This window comes from Nonomuraea sp. NPDC054003 (assembly GCF_055585125.1).
Genome location: NZ_JBVJKR010000002.1, coordinates 619,802 through 637,865, shown reverse-complemented (window position 1 = coordinate 637,865; position 18,064 = coordinate 619,802). Strand labels below are relative to the sequence as shown.

General features: G+C 72.3%; 15 protein-coding genes. 7 read left to right on the top strand and 8 right to left on the bottom strand.

Annotated features, from left to right (window positions below; genetic code table 11):
• Nucleotides 1-149: 149 nt before the first annotated feature.
• On the bottom strand, nt 150-314 hold the full coding sequence (locus tag ACZ6YG_RS07155; protein WP_466017423.1) for a VOC family protein: 165 nt from the start codon (nt 312-314) through the stop codon (nt 150-152).
• Nucleotides 315-491: 177 nt separating this feature from the next.
• Between ACZ6YG_RS07155 and ACZ6YG_RS07150 the strand changes: the two genes are divergently transcribed.
• Nucleotides 492-1,049 carry a hypothetical protein gene (locus ACZ6YG_RS07150; protein WP_148032436.1) on the top strand — a complete coding sequence of 186 codons (558 nt, stop codon included), beginning with the start codon at nt 492-494 and terminating at the stop codon, nt 1,047-1,049.
• Between the two features lie 2 nt (nt 1,050-1,051).
• Here the strand turns inward: ACZ6YG_RS07150 and ACZ6YG_RS07145 are convergent, their stop codons facing one another.
• The 5 genes from ACZ6YG_RS07145 to ACZ6YG_RS07125 are packed head-to-tail and all read right to left on the bottom strand — an operon-like array spanning nt 1,052 to nt 7,825.
• Nucleotides 1,052-2,308, bottom strand: coding sequence for a right-handed parallel beta-helix repeat-containing protein (locus ACZ6YG_RS07145; protein WP_246639715.1), 1,257 nt, complete (start codon nt 2,306-2,308; stop codon nt 1,052-1,054).
• Nucleotides 2,309-2,360: 52 nt separating this feature from the next.
• Nucleotides 2,361-4,151: a glycoside hydrolase family 13 protein gene (locus tag ACZ6YG_RS07140; protein ID WP_345482620.1), complete on the bottom strand. Its 1,791-nt coding sequence runs from the start codon at nt 4,149-4,151 to the stop codon at nt 2,361-2,363.
• Between the two features lie 3 nt (nt 4,152-4,154).
• On the bottom strand, nt 4,155-4,994 hold the full coding sequence (locus ACZ6YG_RS07135) for a sugar ABC transporter permease (protein WP_222709008.1): 840 nt from the start codon (nt 4,992-4,994) through the stop codon (nt 4,155-4,157).
• Nucleotides 4,991-6,559, bottom strand: a complete 1,569-nt coding sequence (locus tag ACZ6YG_RS07130; protein WP_466017422.1) for an ABC transporter permease subunit — start codon at nt 6,557-6,559, stop codon at nt 4,991-4,993. Before ACZ6YG_RS07130 ends, ACZ6YG_RS07135 begins: the two co-directional genes overlap by 4 nt.
• 6 nt (nt 6,560-6,565) lie before the next feature.
• A complete protein-coding gene (locus ACZ6YG_RS07125) occupies nt 6,566-7,825 on the bottom strand; it encodes a sugar ABC transporter substrate-binding protein (protein WP_271280181.1) in 1,260 nt (419 codons plus the stop codon).
• Between the two features lie 329 nt (nt 7,826-8,154).
• Between ACZ6YG_RS07125 and ACZ6YG_RS07120 the strand changes: the two genes are divergently transcribed.
• The 4 genes from ACZ6YG_RS07120 to ACZ6YG_RS07105 all read left to right on the top strand — a co-directional run bounded on the left by ACZ6YG_RS07120 (nt 8,155) and on the right by ACZ6YG_RS07105 (nt 13,917).
• On the top strand, nt 8,155-9,504 hold the full coding sequence (locus ACZ6YG_RS07120) for a sensor histidine kinase (RefSeq protein WP_148032439.1): 1,350 nt from the start codon (nt 8,155-8,157) through the stop codon (nt 9,502-9,504).
• A gap of 98 nt (nt 9,505-9,602) precedes the next feature.
• Nucleotides 9,603-11,645, top strand: a complete 2,043-nt coding sequence (locus ACZ6YG_RS07115) for an N-acetylneuraminate synthase family protein (protein ID WP_148032440.1) — start codon at nt 9,603-9,605, stop codon at nt 11,643-11,645.
• Nucleotides 11,646-11,650: 5 nt separating this feature from the next.
• Nucleotides 11,651-12,628: a glycosyltransferase family 2 protein gene (locus tag ACZ6YG_RS07110; protein WP_466017421.1), complete on the top strand. Its 978-nt coding sequence runs from the start codon at nt 11,651-11,653 to the stop codon at nt 12,626-12,628.
• Nucleotides 12,625-13,917, top strand: a complete 1,293-nt coding sequence (locus ACZ6YG_RS07105; RefSeq protein ID WP_466017420.1) for a polysialyltransferase family glycosyltransferase — start codon at nt 12,625-12,627, stop codon at nt 13,915-13,917. Before ACZ6YG_RS07110 ends, ACZ6YG_RS07105 begins: the two co-directional genes overlap by 4 nt.
• Nucleotides 13,918-13,954: 37 nt before the next feature.
• Here the strand turns inward: ACZ6YG_RS07105 and ACZ6YG_RS07100 are convergent, their stop codons facing one another.
• Together ACZ6YG_RS07100 and ACZ6YG_RS07095 are read right to left on the bottom strand one after the other, a co-directional pair.
• Nucleotides 13,955-15,115, bottom strand: coding sequence for a DUF6716 putative glycosyltransferase (locus ACZ6YG_RS07100; protein ID WP_261808868.1), 1,161 nt, complete (start codon nt 15,113-15,115; stop codon nt 13,955-13,957).
• Nucleotides 15,116-15,117: 2 nt separating this feature from the next.
• Entirely contained in the window at nt 15,118-16,071 is a 954-nt protein-coding gene (locus ACZ6YG_RS07095; RefSeq protein ID WP_466017419.1) for a hypothetical protein, read from the bottom strand.
• 97 nt (nt 16,072-16,168) lie between these two features.
• Here ACZ6YG_RS07095 and ACZ6YG_RS07090 point away from each other — a divergent pair, with 97 nt between their 5' ends.
• Both ACZ6YG_RS07090 and ACZ6YG_RS07085 read left to right on the top strand, forming a co-directional pair.
• Nucleotides 16,169-16,984, top strand: a complete 816-nt coding sequence (locus ACZ6YG_RS07090) for an aldo/keto reductase (protein ID WP_397197026.1) — start codon at nt 16,169-16,171, stop codon at nt 16,982-16,984.
• Nucleotides 16,985-17,032: 48 nt separating this feature from the next.
• Complete coding sequence (locus tag ACZ6YG_RS07085) at nt 17,033-17,989, top strand: Gfo/Idh/MocA family protein (protein ID WP_397197027.1); 957 nt, start codon at nt 17,033-17,035, stop codon at nt 17,987-17,989.
• Nucleotides 17,990-18,064 lie beyond the last annotated feature (75 nt).

Below are 18,064 nucleotides of genomic sequence, written 5' to 3'. Positions count from 1 at the left end.
AAGACTGACCGCGTATTGCGCCAAGCCGCCGTCAGGCGCGCTCCTGCAGCACCCGGCCGTCGCCGTCGAGGTCGTCGAAGAACACGAGTTCCAGCGGCCGCCCCGCCCTTCGGCGAGCGTGCCGTCCCGCTCGTAGTGCTTGACCGCGCTCACATGGAGCAGCCCGAGCCGGGCGGCGTCAGCCGGACCACCCGCGTCTCCTCGTTCACCCGCGAGTCGTGGTCCACATTGAACCCCGGCCGCTCGCTGGAGAACCCCTTGGCCTTCTCCACGTCGGCGACGGGGATGGGGACGACTTCGATCTTCCAGCCCATGGGTCTCCCTCTCGTCGCTTTCACAGGAAGCGTCGTGCGGATCGCGCCCGTTTCGACACCACCACAGGGTCGCGGATAGGTAATCATTGATCTCGGTCACGAGGGTGGCCTGAGAACGGTTGCAGAGAGCGCGGTACGGTGAGGCGCAGAGGATGGCCTGGATGGCTGCATGTCGGCGTGCTGGAGCACAGGCTGACGCGGATGTGGGAGCCGGGGACGCTGCCGCCGCCGGAGTCACTCGTGGCCGTCATGACGCTCGCGGCGGTGCCGCGCGCCCTGGGCGCCCGCCTGGCCGACCACCTCGACGGCGGCCTGGTGGTGGGCCCCGGCTCCGTTCCTGACCTGCCGGCCTTCGAGAAGCTGCGCGCCATCCCGCTGCCGCAGCAGGAGGGCACGTGGGAGCGGAGCGCCGGCGTCTACGACCCGGTCCTGCGCCGCATCGCGGTCGGCAGCGTACCCTCGCCGTCGGTCAACGTGTGCGGTCACGAGCTGGGCCACGCCATCGACCACTCCGACGGCCGGCCCTCGGCCGACCGCTGGTGGACCTTCCTGCACGCGCTGCGCCGGCCCCGGCTGGAGTCGCCGTACCGGCAGGACGTGTCGGAGCTGTTCGCGGAGAGCTTCGCGTGCGTGCTGACCCGCCGCACCGGCAGGCTGATCACCCTGCTGGGCGGCGACGAGCCCGCCGCCCGCCAGGTCTACGACTGGATGTCGAGCCGTTACGGCATCGGCTGACGTTACTGGTAGGCGCCCGCGTGGCGGGTGGAGGAGGGCAGCGGCTTGCCGGTGATGTCCTTGGCCAGCGCGGCGCCGCCGAACCACGACGGGCCGAGGCGGACCGCGCGGCCACGGGCCGGCGACGAGGGCGCCAGGCGCAGGTTGGTCCGCGAGACGAAGCGCGGGTCGGCCATGACGGAGCCGGAGCCGAGCTTGAACTCGGCCTTGCGCGCCTTGTAGACGCTGCTCGCCTCGTCGGCGCCCTTGGCGTCCTCGTAGCCGGCCGTGCCGCCCACCACGATGACGTTGTTGCGCAGCTTCAGGATCGACGGGGAGCAGCCGTCGTGGCAGGACCAGCCGATGGTGTCGCGGGCCGGCATGTAGACGGAGTTGTGCACGGCCGTGGTGCCCTTGACCGGGCCGACGACGTGGCGGGCGCCGCGGGTGACGAGGAAGGAGCCGGTCTTCAGCGAGGAGGTGACGACGTTGAAGGCGAACACGTTGCCCGTGGCGGTGTCGCCCTTCTTGGCGCCGAGCTCGCTGAAGGTGTTGTTGTCGTGGGTGCGGTTGTGGGTGATCCGGTTGCGGTTGCCGCCGAAGATCTCGATGGCGGCGCCGTCGACGCCGTAGTCGTAGCTCTTGGCGTGGCTGCCGGTGATCGTGTTGCCGGTGACGAGGTTGTCGTCGCCGTTGAGCAGGATGCCGAAGGCGCCGGAGTCGTTGTCGCCGCCCTTGTCGTTGACGCTCATCCGGTTGTTCCTGGTGAAGGTGCTGTCCTTGATCGTGTTGCGGGACCCGCTGGGGGTGACGGTCGCGCCGGTCACGTTGCGGTCGGCCTGCACCTTGGACAGCACGTTGTGGTCGCCCTTGATCTCGAACCCCGCCCAGGCGCAGTTGCTGGCGCGCAGGCCGCTGATGCGCCAGTGGTCGCCGGAGACGACCACGCAGTTGGCGTCCCGGCCGCCGATCCTGGGCAGCGCGCCCTTGCCGTAGGCCTTGACGGTGATGGGCGATCGGGCGGTGCCCTTCGCGGCGAGTACGAGCGAGCCGGTGAAGCTGCTGCCCCGCTTGACGGCGACGGTGTCGCCGGGCTTGAGGTCGGCGGCGTTGACCGCGTCGAGCGACCGCCACGCCCGGTCGGCGGCGGTGCCGTCGGCGGCGTCGTCACCCGCCTTGGAGTCCACGTAGTAGGTGGTGCCGGCGTGGGCGGCCGCCTGGGCCGGCAGCGGCAGGGCGGGCAGGAGCGAAGCCAGGACGGCCACGGACAGCAACCTCATCGGGCACACCTATAACTCGATCAACTCTGACGGGGCGGCCCCAACCGTAGCGTCATCGGCCGATGACCCGCCACACGGACAGCGACGGTCCATCACCTGTTCCGTCATTCGTGTCGCCGCCGTTATGGACGAGGTCGGCGCGGGCGGGCAGGGCCAGCGGAGCCCCCGGCGCGCGGCGGGCGCACACGAGCAGCGTCTCCTCGTACGTCTCGCGCGCGAACACCAGGCAGTCGGCGTCGGCGTGCAGCCAGCGCAGCCCGCCGTGGCGCAGCGCGGGCTCGCGGCGGCGCAGGCCGAGCAGGTCGCGGTAGGCGGCGAGGGTGGCCGGGTCCCGGTCTGCGGGGCGGTTCCAGGGCATGGGGGTGCGGGAGTGCTCGCCGTTGACGCCGGTGAGGCCGAACTCGCTGCCGGCGAACACCATGGGCGTGCCGGGCAGCGTGGCCTGCAGGCCGAGCGCGACGAGGTGGCGCTCGCGCGAGCCGGTGACGGTGCGGATCCGCGGCGTGTCGTGCGAGTCGAGCAGCTGCCAGGAGTGCACGAGCGAGCGCCACGACATGTGCGAGGCGAAGGACCGCAGCGTGGCCAGGGCGGCGAGGCCGTCGCGGCGGGGCACGCCGCCGGGCACGCCGAGGAAGTGCTCCAGGCCGAGCGTGCCGGCGCGCAGCCAGGACCAGACGGGGCGGGTGAAGCCGCCGTAGTTCATCGTGCCGTGCCAGCCGTCGCGGTCCAGGTCGGACGAGGCGTCGTGGTTGTGCTCGGCGACGAACGCGGCGCCGGGCGGCAGGGCGCGGCGCAGCAGGGCCGCGGCCTCGTGGTTGTGGTCGTCGGCGCCGAACCGGCCGGTCATGTTGGCCACGTCCACCCGCCAGCCGTCGAACGGCCCGGTCCAGCGGGTGAGCACCTGGCGCATGCGGTCGCGGACGAGCGGGCTGCCCCAGTTGAGCTTGGGCAGCGACTTGAAGCCCCACCAGGACTCGTAGTCGCCGGTGTCGGGGTCGAAGTAGTACATGTCCCGTTCGGGGGCGCGCACGTCGGAGACGGCGGCGGTGAACCAGGCGTGGGCGTCGCCGGTGTGGTTGGCGGTGATGTCGCCGAGCAGCCGCATGCCGCGCCCGTGCAGCGCGTCCGCCAGCCGGCGCAGCGCGGCGTCGCCGCCGAGCAGCGGGTCGACGCGGTCGAAGTCGGCGGCGTCGTAGCGGTGGTTGGAGCGGGCCGGGAAGATCGGGGTCAGGTAGACGGTGTCGGCGCCGAGGCTCTCGATGTGGCCGAGGTGGCGGACGACGCCGTCGAGGTCGCCGCCGTAGAACTGCTCGGCGGTGCCGGGGCCGCTGGGGATGACCGGGTCGCGGTCCCAGTCGCGGGGCAGCGCCCATGCCGGGGCCGGGTCCGGCATGGGGCCCGAGCGGGCGAACCGGTCGGGGAAGATCTGGTAGACGATCGAGCCGGCCATCCACGCGGGGGGCGGCTCGTGGCAGACCAGGCGGAAGTCCCCGGAGTCGGGCAGGTCGTGCGCGAACAGCCCGGCGGCGGTCAGCCACGCCTGGCCGCCGGTGGTCTCCAGCAGGAAGCGGTAGCGGGTGACCGGGTTCACCGGGGTGACCTCGGCCCGCCACCAGTCGTCGCCGGCACCGTACCCGCCGACGGGGCGGCCGGTCCTGGCGGGGTCGGGCGCGGCGCGGGCGTAGCGCGGCTCGCCGTCGTGGACGGCGCGCACGTGCGCGGCGGTGACCCCGGCGGCGCGCGGGGCGCGCAGCCAGAGCGTCACCGGGGCGCCGGGCTCGGGCGCCTGCGTGGAGACGTACAGCGGGGAGCCGTCGTGGTGCGGCAGATCCAGGAAGCGCATGAGTCACCCCTTGACGGCGCCGGAGGTGAGTCCGGAGACGATGTACTTCTGCAGCCAGAGGAAGACGCTGACGGTCGGGATCGCGGTGAGCAGCGTGGCGGCGGCGAACATGCCGAAGTTCTCGTTGCGCCGGTCGCCGGCGATCATCCCGTACATGCCCACGGCGAGCGTCTTGCTCTCCGGGTCGCGCAGGAAGACGTTCGCCATGAGGAACTCGCTCATGGTGGTGATGAACGCCAGCAGCGCGGTCACCGCGAGGATCGGCGTGACCAGCGGCATGATGACCTTCCAGAAGACCTGCGCGTGCGTGGCGCCGTCCACGGTGGCGGCCTCGTCGAGCTCCTTCGGCACGGTGTCCAGGAAGCCCTTCATCAGCCAGGTGTTCACGCCGAGCGCGCCGCCCAGGTAGAGCAGCATGAGCCCCCACACGGTGTCGAAGCCGAACGCCGGGTACAGCTCGGTCACCCTGGTGAAGATCATGAAGATCGTCACGATGGCCAGGAACTGCGGGAACATCTGGATGAGCAGCAGCGCCAGCAGCCCGACCCGGCGCCCGGCGAAGCGCATCCGGCTGAAGGCGTAGGCGGCGAACATCGACAGCAGCAGGCTGGCGAACGACGACAGCAGCGCGATGAACACCGAGTTGAAGAACCACCGGCCGAACGGGTAGACGTCCGAGGTCATCAGCTCGCCGAAGTTGTCCAGGCCGGCTCCGGTCGGCAGCAGCTCGGTCGAGGCGAGGGTGCCCAGCGGGTTGATCGCCGCCGAGACGACGAACAGGATGGGGAAGATCGCGAACGCGCACACGGCGAGCACGAACGCGTGCCTGAGCGCCAGCTTCACGCGTACACCTCCTCCTGCTTGCGGGTACGGCGGAACGCCACGGCCGAGACGATCGCCACGATGGCGAAGATGAACACCGAGATCGCGGCCGCGAAGCCGAACTGCGCGCCGCCGGTGCCGAAGGCCAGCCTGAACGTGTAGGTGATGAGCAGGTCGGTGCCCCCCACCTGCGGGTTCTCCGGCGGGAACGGCCCGCCCTCGGTGGTGAGCTGGATGGCGTTGAAGTTGTTGAAGTTGTACGCGAACGACGAGATGAGCAGCGGCGTCAGCGCCACCAGCAGCAGCGGCAGCGTCACCCGCCGGAACGCCTTCCACGGGGTGGCCCCGTCGATGGCGGCGGCCTCGGTCAGCTCCCGCGGGATCGCCTGCAGCGCCCCGGTCGTGACCAGGAACATGTACGGGAAGCCCAGCCACAGGTTGACCAGGACGACGGCGAGCCGGGCGGTGGTCACCTCGCCGAGCCAGTCCACGTTCAGCCCGAGCATCTGGTTGACCAGCCCGAAGTCGCGGTTGAACATGTCACGCCAGACCAGCAGCATCGCGAACGACGGCATGGCGTACGGCAGGATGAGCGCGATCCGGTAGGCCTTGGTGCCGCGCATGCGCGGGTGGTGCAGGGCCAGCGCGACGGCCATGCCGAGCCCGAACGTGCCGGCTACGGAGGCCAGCGCGAAGACCGCGTTCCAGCCGAACACGCCGAGGAAGTAGCCGGAGATCGTGGGGTTGGTCAGCACCCTGGCGAAGTTGGCCAGGCCGACGTTGACCTGCCAGCCCTGGGCCAGGTGCTCGCCGGCGGCGTTGACGAAGTAGCCCTGCGACCCGTCGGCGCGCCACGGGCCGCCCTCGCCCCGCATGCAGTCGCAGCCCGCGTCGTAGACGAGCGCCGCCCTGCCCTCGACGGCGCGGCTGAGCCCGTTGGCCTTGATGGCCCCGCCGTCGGTGGGCACGGTCAGCGCGGCGATCTCCTCGCCGCGGGCGGCGGCCTGCGGCGCGGTCAGCACGGTGACGCCGGGCGCGCGCAGCACCTTGCCGGTGACGCCGACCTCGGCGCCGGGCAGCGGCGACAGCCCGCCCGCGTCGCCGAGCCGGACCTGCTTGGTGGCGGGGTCGACGAGCAGGAACACCAGTTCGCCGCCGCGCAGCGCGGTGGTGAGCTGGTACTCGGGCGAGCCGGGCGCCTGCCGTACGGAGCCGCGCTCGATGGCGGTGATCGCCGCCGCCTTGTCACCGCGGTGGCCGTCGCCGAAGTTGGTGAAGGCGGTGGTCACCGTGTAGAGCACCGGGAACACCTGGAAGGCGATGAGGAAGACGGTGCCGGGGACGAGATACTTGGCCGGGACGTACCGCCGGGTCAGGTAGAGGTAGCCGATGACGGCGGTGGCCCCGAGCAGCACGGCCAGCCCGATCCACGACCCGGTGGCGACCAGCGGCGGCGCGGCGTAGAGCAGGATCGCGGCGGCGACGGCGAGCACCGCGATCCTGCTCACCACGAAGGCGGTGGTGATGTTGCGGCGGGGCCGCGGAGCCTGTGACGCCTCCGCGGTCTCGCGCACGTCGAGCGACATGGGGCGTCAGTTCTTGAGCGAGCCGTCGATGGTCTTCTGCGCGGCGGCGGCCGCCTTGGCCGGGTCGCCGCCCTTGACCACGCCCGCCTCGGCGATGCCGAACGGCTCCCACACGGCCTGCATCTCCGGGATGGCGGGCATCGGCATGCCGTCCTTGCCCGCGTCCATGAACTTGCCGGCGTCGGCGTCGGCCGCCTTGACCTCCTCCAGGGCGGCGGTCAGCGCCGGGGGCCGGGGGTCGGCGTCGTACAGCGCCTTGGCCACGTCCTTGTTGGTCACGTAGTTGGTGACGAACTCCTGGGCGAGCGTCTTGTTCCGGCCCTTGGCCGCGACGAAGAACGACTGGACGCCGACGAACGGGGTGGCGGGCTCGCCGCCCTCGAACGACGGGACGGGCGTGATGTCGTAGCCGAAGCCGCCCTTCTTGACGTCGGTCATGGCCCACGGGCCGGAGATCAGGAAGGCGCACTTCTTGCCGGCGAAGCTGGGGATGTAGTTCTCGTTGGTGATCGACGTCTTGAGCGCGCCGTCGCCCTTCTCCCCCAGCTCGCGCAGCTTCCCGAAGGCCTTGACCGAGCCCTCGGAGCCGACCAGCACCTGCTTGGGGTCGGGGTCACCGGCCGGGGTGGAGCCGAACAGCTTGCCGCCGCCGGCGGCGAACAGCGGGTAGACGTGGAAGGCGTCGCCCTTCTGGGCCACGGGCAGGCAGAGGATCTCCTGGACCTTGCCGTCGTCCTTGAGCTTCTTGCCGGTCGCCACCATGTCCTCGATCGTGGCGGGCGCGTCGGGGGCCAGGTCGGTGTTGCGGATCAGGGCGATGTTCTCGACGGCGTACGGGGCGCCGTAGATCTGGCCGTCGAAGGTGACCGCCTTGATCGCGATGTCGGAGAACGCCGCCTTCTGCTCCTCGGTCAGGTTGACCGGCTCGATGGCGCCGTTCTGCACCAGGTTGCCGATCCAGTCGTGCGCGCCGACCATGACGTCGGGGCCGCTGCCCTGCTGGGAGGCGGTCAGGAAGGTCTGCTGGTTGTCCTTGCTGATCTCCTTCACCTCGACGGTCACGCCGTTCTCGGTGCCGAACTGATCGGCGAAGGGGGTGAGGGCCTTGACCCGGTTGGGGTCGGCCCAGATGACGAGGTTGCCCGACGCGGGGGCGGCCGAGGCGGACTCGCTCGGCGCCGCGGAGGGGGCAGCGGGGTCGGAGCCGCCACAGGCGGTTAAGGCCAGCGTCGCGAGAGCGGCCACGCCCAGGGCTCGCTTGCTCATGAGACCTCCCGAAAGATCAGTGATCGACCGCTTTCGCGGCTCTTGTTTCCGGGACGTTAGCTGGATTTTGCAATTTTTGGAAGATTTTGCAAGAGGGCGTTACCCGATCCTCATCCAGAGGCATTCCGGGGAGGCTCAACCTCCAGCGTCCGACCGGTGTGCAAGTTTCGGCAAGCTTGCATCCCCACCCGGCGGAAGCCGGCGGGGTCCCACCCGATTCTCCCGCGCCGGCCGGTGCGGGCCCGCCTTTGATGAGGATCGGGAGCATTTGACCTTTCTTTCCCTCGGCGCGGCAGTCCGCGAAGAATACGGTCGGTAGCGTCGGTGAGGTGCGCCTGTGGGCCCGATCCCTGCGGGGACGCGTCACCATCATCGCCACGGTCGTCGCCGCGCTCGTGCTCACCCCCGTGGCGATCGCGGGCGTCCTCATCACCCGCCATCTGATCGCGCAGGCGACCTGGGACTCCACGGGAGACACCGCCGCCCGCATCGCCGCCCGGGTGCGCGGCGGCGAGCTGGGGGCCGGCCACGGGCTGCCGGTGCTCGACAGCGACGTCGACCTGATCCAGCTGGTCGCGCACGACGGCCGGATCCTCGCGGCGAGCGACGCGGCCAGGAAACTGCCGATGCTGAGCGGCGTGCGGCCGCGGCCGGGCGGCCGGGACGTCGACGTCACCGCTTGCCTGCCCGCCATGTGTATGCACATCACCGTGATGCGGGCCGGCCTGACCGCCGAGGCGCCGATCGTCTACGCGGCGCGGCGCACCCCGCCCCTGCTCTCCACCCGGAGCATGGAGATCAGCGCGGCCGTCCAGCTCGCCGCGATCCTCGCGCTCACCGCCTGGGCGACCTGGGTGGTCACCGGCTCGGCCCTGCGCCCGGTGGCGCGGATGCGGCGGGAGCTGGACCACATCACCGCCCGCGACCTGAGCCGCCGTGTGACGGAGCCGCCGGGTGACGACGAGGTGGCGCAGCTCGCCCGCTCCGTCAACGGCACCCTGGCCCGCCTGGAACGCGCCGGGCTGCAGCAGCGCCAGTTCGCCGCCGACGCCTCGCACGAGCTGCGCACCCCGATCGCCGGGCTGCGCGCCCAGCTGGAGAGCGCCCAGCTCTACCCGGACGAGGCCGACGTGCGGACGCTGGTGAAGTCCGCGCTGCGCGACACCGACCGGCTGGAGGCCATCATCACCGACCTGCTGCTGCTGGCCAGGATCGGCTCCGGCGAGGACGCCGCCGCCAGGGAGCAGGTGGACCTGGCCGAGCTGGTCCGCCAGGAGCTCGCCAGGCGCACGGACAGGGTCCCGGTGAGGACCGAGCTCGCCGAGGGCGTCACCGTGCACGGCGTCCGGCTCCAGCTGGCCAGGGTGCTGACGAACCTGCTGGACAACGCCCAGCGGCACGCCGAGAAGCAGGTGTCCGTCGAGGTGCGGCGGCAGGACGGCCAGGCCGTGCTCTGCGTGGAGAACGACGGCGCGCCGATCGCCGTCGGCGACCGCAAGCGCATCTTCGAGCGGTTCACCCGGCTGGACGCCGCCCGCAGCCGGGACGCGGGCGGCACCGGGCTGGGCCTGGCGATCGCCCGCGACGTGGCGCTCGCGCACGGCGGGCAGATCCGGGTGGAGGACAGCCCGCACGGCGCCAGGTTCGTGCTGCGCCTGCCGGCCACCTGGCCCGGGTGACGCAACCCGATGCCCCCGGAAAGTTAAGAACGGGGACGCTGCCAGTTCAACCAGCGCCTCTAGCTTCTGGATGCAACCCGGAGGATAGAGGAGATACGTTGCGAGTCCTGGCCGTAGTTCCCGCCCGTGGAGGTTCGGCGGGCGTACCACTGAAGAACCTCGCCCCCGTCGGGGGCACCCCGCTCGTGGCCCGCGCGGTCCGCGCGTGCCTGCAGGCCGAGCTGGTAGACGAGGTGGTGGTGAGCACCGATCACCCGGGCATCGCCGAGGCCGCCGAGCGGGCGGGCGCGCGGGTGGTGGAGCGGCCGGCCGAGCTGAGCGGCGCCACGGCCTCCAGCGAGTCGGCCGTGCTGCACGCCCTCGACGCCCTGGGCGAGGACCCCGAGGTCGTCGTGCTCGTGCAGTGCACGAGCGCGTTCATCGATCCCGCCGACCTGTCGGCGGCCGTGCGCCGGGTGCTCGACGGCGAGGCCGACGCGGTCTTCTCCGGTACGCCGACGCACGAGTTCCTGTGGACCCCGGCCGGCGCGGGCGTCAACCACGACCCGGCGTCCCGGCCGCGCAGGCAGGACATGGAGCCGCAGTTCCGCGAGACCGGCGCCTTCTACGTGATGCGCGCGGCGGGGTTCCGCGAGCGCGGTCACCGCTTCTTCGGCGACGTGGCCGTGCAGGCGGTGCCGGCCCGGCACGCGGTCGAGGTGGACACGCCCGAGGACCTGGAGATCGTAAGGGCGCTGGCCCCGTTCGTGGACGCGCCCGAGCCGATCGACGTGGACGCGGTCATCACCGACTTCGACGGCGTGCACACCGACGACCGCGCCTACGTCGACTCCGAGGGCCGCGAGATGGTGCTGGTCAGCCGCTCGGACGGGATGGGCGTGTCGCTGCTGCGCCGCGCCGGGGTGAAGGTGCTGGTCATGTCGACCGAGCACAACCCGGTGGTGGCGGCCAGGGCGCGCAAGCTCGGCGTGCCGGTGCTGCAGGGGCTGGCCGACAAGCGGACGGTGCTGCGCGACTGGCTCGCCATCGAGAACCTCGACCCGGCCCGCGTGGCGTACGTCGGCAACGACGTCAACGACCTGGGCCCGATGGCCGAGGTGGGCTGGCCGGTCGCGGTGCCGGACGCGCACCCGCGGGTGCGCGCCGCGGCCCGGGTGGTGCTGACCAGGGCGGGCGGCGACGGCGCGGTGCGCGAGCTGTGCGACCGGGTGGTCGCGGCCCGGCCGGTCCCGGAGGAGCCGGCTCCGGCCGCGCCGCCGCGGCTCAGGTTCCGCCCGGTGTCCATCGGGGACGTGCCGGTCGGCGACGGCGAGCCGGTGTACGTGATCGGCGAGATCGGCATCAACCACAACGGCGACCTCGACATCGCCCGCCGGCTCATCGACGTGGCGGCCGACGCCGGCTGCCAGGCGGTGAAGTTCCAGAAGCGCACCCCGGCCATCTGCGTGCCCGAGGCGCAGAAGGGGCAGATCCGGCAGACGCCGTGGGGCGAGATGACCTACCTGGAGTACAAGGAGCGCACCGAGTTCGGCGCCGACGAGTACCGGCAGATCGCCGAGTACTGCGACGAGCGCGGCCTGCACTGGTTCGCCTCCCCGTGGGACGTGCCGTCGGTGGAGTTCCTGGAGGACATGGACGTCCTGACGCACAAGGTGGCCTCGGCCGGCGTCGCCGACCACCAGCTGCTGCGCGCGCTGGCCGCCACCGGCAAGCCGATCATCCTGTCGACCGGGATGTCCACGCTGCGGGAGATCGACGAGGCCGTGGAGATCCTCGGCACCGACAAGCTGATCATGATGCACGCGACGTCCACGTACCCGCTGCCTCCCGAGGAGGCCAACCTGCGCACGATCACCACCCTCAAGGAGCGGTACGGGGTGCCGGTCGGCTACTCGGGGCACGAGCGGGGCCTGCAGATCTCGCTGGCCGCGGTGACGCTCGGCGCGGTCTGCGTGGAGCGGCACATCACCCTCGACCGCACCATGTGGGGCTCCGACCACGCCGCCTCGCTGGAGCCGTCGGGCCTGGAGCACCTGGTGCGCGACATCCGGATCATCGAGCAGGCCATGGGCGACGGCGTCAAGCGGGTCTTCCCCGGCGAGGAGGCCCCGAAGGCGCGGCTGCGCCGGATCACCGTCTGACCTCGGTGATCACCCTCTCGGTCATCGTGCCGGTCCGCGACGGCGAGCGCTTCATCTCCGACGCGCTCGCCTCGCTGGCCCGCAACTTCCGGCCCGGCTTCGAGTTCGTCGTGGTCGACGACGGGTCGGTGGACGGCACCGCCGCCGTCGTCGAGGACTTCCGCGCCGACCTGCCCGGACTCGCCGTGATCCGCAACCCCGAGCCGCTCGGGCTGGCGGACGCGCGCAACGCCGGGCTTGCGGCCGTCTCCGGCCGGTACGTCACGTTCCTGGACGGCGACGACTGGCTGGCTCCCGGTTACCTGGCGCGGCTGGTCGCGGTCATCGACGGGCTCGGCTGCGACTTCGTACGCGCCGACCACGTACAGGTCGAGGGCCGCAAGCGGGTCGTGCACCGGGCCCCCGCGGCGCGGCGGGGCGCGGTGCTCGACCCGCGCGGGGCGATCCTGCCGGCGGGCGCGCGCACGATGGTGGACTACCCGTACGCCTGGGCGGGCGTCTACCGGCGGTCGCTGGGTGACCTGCTGCGCTTCCCCTCCGGGCTGCACACCGCCGAGGACCGGCCGTGGATCTGGCGGCTGCACCGGGAGGCGGTGACGTTCGCCGCGGTGTCGATGGCGGGCGTGTTCTACCGGCGGCAGGTGGCCGGCTCGCTCACCCAGGTGGGCGACGAGCGGCAGCTGCACTTCTTCGACGCGTTCGAGCTGGTCTTCGCGGACCTGGAGGAGAAGTACCTGCCGAAGGCGGTGCGCAACTTCTGCGGTCTGCTCGCCCACCACCTGGAGCTCGCGGACCGGTTCCCGCCGGAGCTGCGGGCCCGGTTCACCGAGCGCGGCGCGCGGATGGCGCAGGCGCTGCCGCGTGAGCTGGTGGCGGAGGCCGCGGCGGCGATGCCCGCCGAGCGTTCGGCCGTGCTGCGCGAGCTGCTGCCCGGTCTGCCCGTCCCGGCCCGCGGGCCGCGCCCCGATGGGGAGGATTCATGACGAGCCACCCGACGACGGTCTTCTACGCCTCGACGCTGTTCGGCGCGATGTCGCTGGCGGCGGGCATCGACGCCGGCCTGTTCGGGGACGGCCGCAAGGTGCTGCTGGTGTCCTCGAACACGCCGGTCCCCGAGGTCTCCACGCCGCTGGACGCGACCCCGGGCTTCGCCGCGCTCGCCTCCCGGTTCGACGAGGTGCGCTCGTGGAACGAGCTGATCGCGCCGCTGCATCCGGCGGAGTGGCGGCCCAGGATCGTGGAGGCGCCGATGCTGGAGCGGCTGGTCCGCTCCCACCTGCGGCTGGACGTGGTCGACGAGCTGGTGGTCGAGTCGATCGCGGTCGCGCCCGCCCGCACGATCGCCGGGCTGGTCCGCGACTGCCCGATCACCGTCTACTCCGACGGGCTGATGAGCTACGGACCGACCCGTGACCCGCTGCCCGCCGAGATCTCCCACCGCGTCACCCGCCTGCTCCACCTCGACCTGGTGGCGGGGCTGGCGCCGCTGCTGCTGAGCGAGTACGGGGTGCCGGCCGTGAGGCTGCCGGAGGAGCCGTTCCTGTCGGTCGTCCGCGAGGTGGCCGCGACCGCGCCGGCCATGGCGGGCGGCCAGGCGATGATCCTCGGGCAGTACCTGTCGGCGCTCGGCGTCGTCACCCCCGAGGAGGAGGCCGGGCTGCACGAGGCGATGCTGCGCGGCCTGGCCGCCCGCGGCTACACGGGCGTGCTGTTCAAGCCGCATCCCTCGGCGGGGCGTGAGCACGCCCGGCTGCTGCGCGCCGCCGCCGGGCCGCTCGGCGTCCAGGTGACGGTGGCCGGGGAGAGCGTGCCCGCCGAAGTCTGCTTCGCCACGCTCCGGCCGGAGCTGGTGGTGGGCTGCTTCTCCACCGCCCTGGTGACGGCGCGCCGCCACTACGGGCTGCGCGCCGTCTCCCACGGCACCGGCCTGGTGCTGGAGCGGCTGACCCCGTACGAGAACAGCAACCGGATCCCTGCCACGATCGTGGACGCGCTGCTCCCCCGGCTGTCGGAGGACGGCTTCGTCGACGAGCCGCCCGCGGCCGACCTGCCGGAGCTGGTCCGCGCGGTGGGCTACTGCATGCAGGCCGAGGCGTACCCGGACCTGCGGCCCGACGGCTTCTCCTTCGACGCCCGCTACTTCAAGCGCAGGCGCCTGGAGGCCCTGGGCCTCGTCGACAAACCCGACAAGCCCGAAAAGCCCGGCAAGCCCGAGCAGGCCCCGCCGGGCCCGCTGGACCGCCTGCGCAGAAAACTCCGAACCACCCGCTGACCCCGCTCCACCTGTGGCGACCTCCGCGCCGTCCGCGTCAGGTCAGGACTTTGAGGTAGCGGCGGACGCGTCGCTTGGCGCGGTAGCCGGCGCGCAGCATGTTCGGCGGCACCTCGACCCGCAGCCGGGCGCGGCGGCGGGCGGCGGCGTGCTCGGGGCCGTCCAGCAGGGACGCGGCCGGCACCCGGGAGCGGGAGAGCACCAGCCCGGTCAGCAGCCCGGTCCAGTCGCCGCGCTCGTCCGGGTGGAAGTAGTTGGCCGCGCACCACCGCGGGTCCGCCTGCCGGAAGCCGCCCTCGGCCAGGTCGTCGAGCGTGCCGAGCAGGCCGCTGTCCTCGAACACCAGGTTGATCATCTCCGCGTTCACCCCGAAGTCGCTCAGCACCAGCGACGGCACGCCCATGGCGATGGCCTCCAGCGCCGCCGTGGAGCTGACGGTGACGAACCCGGCCGCCCGGGAGAGCTGGTCCTGCATCGACCCGGCGGCGAACCGCAGCCGGCCCGGCTCGCCCAGCTCCCGCCAGAGCTTCTGGTAGTGGTGGCGCTCGCGGTGGGTCTGCCGCTCGCCTTCGAGCGCGCGCAGCTTGACCACGACGTCCAGGCCGGGTTCGCGGACGGCCAGCTCGGCCAGCGCGAGCAGGATCCGCTCGCGGTCCTCGCGCGCCTTCGGCACCTTGGCCTGGGTGGCGAAGACCACCCGGTCGCCGCCGGACCGCTCCTGCCGGGGCCGCAGGAACGGCAGCCTGGCCAGGCCGACCGCCCCTCCCCCGCCGAGCCGGGCCGCGATGGCCGCGAACTCGGCCACCTCGCGCTCGCTGTGCACCACGAACAGGTCGCAGCCGCTGCGGAACAGCCACGCCTTCTCCGTCGCGGGCACCGAGATGCCGGGCAGCCCGGTGGCGAACACCGGCCGCGGGCGCAGCCCGTCCAGCACGCCGGACACCAGCACGTCCACGACCGGACCCGTGCAGGACACCAGGATCACGTCAGGCCTGGACCGTTCCGCCAGGCGGCGCAGCGCGCGGGCGCTCAGCACCGGCGGCGCGGGCCGGTCCCCCACGGCGGCGGCGATCTGCTCGGCCGACGGCGCGATCGGGGTGCGCACCACCACCAGTTCGGTGTCACAGCCGTCCGGCAGGTCCTGGAGCAGGCAGGCCGCCCACTTCAGGTACGAGTCGGAGTCGGCCACCGCCAGCACTCTCAACCGGTCACTCCTGTCACTCCTGTCAGATGCGAGCGCAGCGCGGGGGCCGCCCTGCTCGTCCACCAGTCGTCGGGCACGTCCACCGGCTCCACCGCCACTCCGCGCGGGCCGAGCAGCACCCGCAGCGAGGAGATCGCGGTCGACGGCAGGCTGACCACCCGCTGGCCCGGGTCGAGGCCGCGCAGCGTCAGCTCGGCGGGCGCGCCGGCGTCGTGCACGGTGATGCCGGGCCGCTCGCGGATGACCGCGACGTCGACCGGGTCCTCCCGCCGGTGCGGGTAGTACGCGAGCGGCTCCTCGGCCGCCAGGTCGGTCAGCCAGCGCAGGTAGCGCTCGCGGTGCACCAGCCCGTTGCGCACCAGCGAGGTGCCGAGCACGACCGTCCGCTCGGCGGGCCCCGGCTCGCTGGGCGGCTGGCCGCGCAGCCATGCGAACTCGTGCCGTACCAGGTCGACGCCCGCCCGGCGAACCGCCTCCGCCAGGTGAGGCGGGACGGGCAGCGCGGTGAAGACCGTGACCCCGCCCGCGCGCAGCCTGATCGCGGCGGCCAGCCCGAGCGCCGCGCGCAGCGCGCCCGGCTGGGCGCGGGCCCGCAGCAGCGGCCGGTACGGTTTCGCGGCGAGCAGTTCCAGCAGCCGGATCGTGGCCATGCCGTCGTCCACCACGACGACCCTGCCGGGGAAGGCGGCGAGCCAGCGCAGCTGCACCCGGCCGGAGAAGGCGTCGCCGACGGCGGCCGGCCGGCGCGGCATGCGCTCGCTCGGCTCGGCCAGCTCCAGCCCGGCGGGCAGGTCGAGGCCGCGCAGCTCGCGCCCGGTCGCCTTGAGGGCGCGCAGCCGCGCCCGCGGCACCACGATGGTGGCCGGGCCGAGCAGCCCCGCGTGATGGGCCTCGACGGCGCACAGCATCTGGAGCGGGGATTCCACCCAGGCCGACGCCTGTTTGACCACGTTTGCTCTCCCAGCCAGGTGATGGCCCGTTCACGACCGCTTCAAGCTAGCCCGGGCGGCTTAAGCCGTGCGGAACGAGACGTGAACAATGGGAAGTATGAACTCGCTACGGCTTTACAGAGACGGTGTCGAGATCCCGCAACTCGGCCTCGGCGTCTGGAAGGTGACCGACGACGAGGCGGAGCGGGCCGTGCTGACCGCGCTCGAGGCCGGCTACCGCCACATCGACACGGCCACGCTCTACCGCAACGAGGAGGGCGTCGGCCGGGCCGTGCGCGCCTCCGGCATCCCGCGCGAGAAGCTCTTCGTCACCACCAAGCTGTGGAACTCCGACCACGACCGGGTGGAGCGGGCCTTCGACGAGAGCCTGGCCAGGCTCGGCCTCGACCACGTCGACCTCTACCTGATCCACTGGCCGGCGCCGAAGCAGAACAAGTACGTCCAGGCCTGGCGTGGCCTGGAGAAGATCTACCGGGACGGCCGGGCCAGGGCCATCGGCGTGTCCAACTTCACGGTCGGCACGCTCACCCGGCTCATGGACGAGACCGACATCGTCCCCTGCATCAACCAGATCGAGCTGCACCCGTACTTCCAGCAGCACGAGATGCGCGAGTTCCACGACAAGAACGGGATCCTCACCGAGGCGTGGAGCCCGCTCGGCTCCGGCCGGGGCCTGCTGGAGGACCCGGCGCTGGCGGTGCTGTCGGACAAGCACAACCGCACGCCCGCGCAGATCGTGCTGCGCTGGCACATCCAGATCGGCAACGTGGTGATCCCGAAGTCGGTCACCCCGTCGCGGATCAAGGAGAACATCGACGTGTTCGACTTCATCCTGGACCGCGAGGACATGGCCGCGATCGGGGCGATGAACGCCGGCCGCCGCCTGGGGCTCGACCCCGAGACCAGCGGGTGAATTCGCCTCACATATCGCTTTCGCGGATGAATCTGTACGATCTTCCGCGTGCGTGACTTATCGTGGGGCATCGCGGCGACCGGCGGCATCGCCAGGACAGTGGGCGCCGTCATCGCCGCCGAGCCGGGGATGAGGGTGGCCGCGGTCGGCTCCCGCGACCTGGGCCGGGCCAAGGCGCTGGCCGCGACGCTGGGCGCCGAGTCCGCCCACGGCTCCTACGCCGAGCTGTGCGCCGATCCGGCCGTGGACGCCGTCTACGTCGCCACCCCGCACGCCCAGCACCTGGAGGTGGCCGAGGCGGCCATCGCGGCGGGCAAGGCCGTGCTGTGCGAGAAGCCGCTCGCCGCCACCACGGCCGACGCCGAGCGGATGGTCCGGCTGGCCCGCGAGGCCGGGGTCTTCCTGATGGAAGCGATGTGGATGCGGTTCAACCCGCTGATCCGCATGCTCGCCGGCGACGGGCGTTTCGGCGAGATCCGCTCGGTGCGCGCCTCGTTCGGCTTCGCGCACCCGTACGATCCCGCGCACCGGCTCTGGGCGCCGGAGCTGGGCGGCGGCGCCCTGCTCGACCTGGGAATCTACCCCATGGGGCTGGCCCAGTTGTTCCTCGGGACGCCGGAGAGCACGCACCTCACCGGGTCGCTGTCCCCGGGCGGCGTCGACGCCGAGGCGGGCGGGCTGATGAGCTATCCGGGCGGCAGGCGGGCGCTGGTGGAGTGCTCGCTGCTCGGCGCCTACTCCAACGACGCCACCGTCGTCGGCACCGGGATGCGGGCCGACATCGACGCCCCGTTCTGGGCTCCGCGGCGGGTCGTGCTCAGCGGGCCGGGGATGGAGCCGGAGGAGCACGTGCTCGACGATCCGGCGGACAACGGGTACGCGGGCGAGCTGCGCGAGGTCCGCGACTGCCTGGCGCGGGGTCGTACCGAGAGCGCGATCATGCCGCTTGACGAGAGCCTTGCCATCATGCGGGTTCTGGCGGAGGCGCGGGCGCAGATCCGCTAGCCGCGGCTTTGAAGACTTGCCAGTTTCTTGCCAGATGCGTTACTTTACTCCGCATTCACGGCATACGTCCGATTT